Source organism: Nonomuraea sp. KM90 (assembly GCF_052246675.1).
GTDB lineage: Bacteria > Actinomycetota > Actinomycetes > Streptosporangiales > Streptosporangiaceae > Nonomuraea.
Map to the genome: position 1 here is coordinate 1 of NZ_JBQQCB010000343.1, position 1,653 is coordinate 1,653.

The 1,653-nt window shown below is 67.5% G+C and carries 2 protein-coding genes; both read left to right on the plus strand.

Going from position 1 to position 1,653, the window contains the following annotated elements; all coding sequences use genetic code 11:
• The coding region (locus tag ACTWPW_RS64070; protein WP_443175019.1) for a carbohydrate ABC transporter permease at positions 1-869 on the plus strand (869 nt) is incomplete at its 5' end.
• On the plus strand, positions 866-1,653 hold a 788-nt coding region (locus tag ACTWPW_RS64075; protein WP_443175020.1), incomplete at its 3' end, for a carbohydrate ABC transporter permease. The genes ACTWPW_RS64070 and ACTWPW_RS64075, both read left to right, overlap by 4 nt.

The following is a 1,653-nucleotide window of genomic DNA, read 5'->3' on the forward strand; positions in this document are numbered from 1 at the left end:
GGTCGGGTCAGTGGGCGGCGTGGGCGTTCCTCGCCCCCGTCGTGGCCTACCTGCTGGTCTTCTACGCCTATCCGTTGTTCCGCAACGTGGAGTTGAGCCTGCGCAGCTACACGGTGCGCTCGTTCGTGCAGGGGGACGCGCCGTTCGCCGGGTTGGCCAACTACGCCAAGGTGTTCGCCGACGCGACGTTCTGGCCGGCGCTGTGGCACACGGTGGTGTTCACGGTGGTGTCGCTGGCCTTGCAGTTCTCGATCGGGCTGGCGCTGGCGGTGTTCTTCAGCCGGAACTTCCGGCTGTCGGCCACGTTGCGGGCGCTGTTCCTGGTGCCGTGGCTGCTGCCGCTGATCGTGTCGGCCTCGACCTGGTCGTGGATGCTCAACAGCGACTCCGGCGTGGTCAACGCCGTACTGGCGTGGTTCGGGGTCGGGCCGGTGAACTGGCTGACCTCACCGGACTGGTCGCTGTGGTCGGTGACCATCGCCAACATCTGGATCGGCATCCCGTTCAACCTGGTGGTGCTGTACTCCGGGCTGCGGGCGATCTCGCCGGACCTCCACGAGGCCGCCGCGCTGGACGGCGCGAACGGCTGGCAGCGGTTCTGGAAGGTGACGTTCCCGCTGCTGCGGCCGGTGTCGGCGATCACCCTCCTGCTCGGCCTGGTCTACACGCTGAAGGTGTTCGACATCATCTGGATCATGACCAAGGGCGGGCCGAGCGGGGCCTCGACCACCTTCGCCACCTGGTCCTACCGGCTCGGGTTCGGCAACCTCGTGCCCTCCTTCGGCCCCGGCGCGGCGGTGGGCAACCTGCTGATCGTGATGGCCCTGGCATTCGGGCTGATCTACATCAGAAGGCGGGCGGTGGCATGAGAGCGCTGAAGAGCGCGGTCGGGCTGGTGCTGACCGCCGTGATGCTGTTCCCGGTCTACTGGATGATCAACGTGTCGTTCACCCGCGACACCGACATGCGCAAGAGCCCGCCCCACTGGTTCCCCGTCAACGGCACGCTGGACGGCTACCGGACGGTGCTGCAGGAGCAGCTGCCCTACCTGGGCACCAGCCTGGTGGTCGGGCTCGGCACCGTGGCGCTGACGCTGCTGCTCGCCGCGCCGGCCGCCTACTCCCTGGCCAAGCTGCGCCCGCGCGGCGGCGCAGCGCTGAGCTTCGTGCTGCTGATCGCCCAGATGATCCCCGGAATCATCATGGCGATGGGCTTCTACGCCATCTTCCTCACCACCGGCGTGCTCAACACCATCCCCGGCCTGATCGTCGCCGACTCCACCCTCGCCGTGCCGTTCGCGGTACTCATCCTCACCACCTTCATGTCCGGTATCCCCGAAGAGCTGCTCCAGGCGGCCCGCACCGACGGCGCCGGAGTGGTACGCACGTTCGTCTCGATCGTGCTGCCCGTCTCCCGCAACGCCCTCATCACCGTCTCGCTGTTCGCGTTCCTGTGGGCGTGGTCGGACTTCATCTTCGCCTCCACCCTCGACCAGGGCGGCGACCACCAGCCCATCACCCTCGGCATCTACCACTACATCGGCAACAACAACCAGGAATGGAACGCCATCATGGCCACCGCCGTGATCGCCTCCATCCCCGCCACCATCCTGCTCGTCATCGCCCAGCGCTACGTCGCCGCCGGCGTCACCGC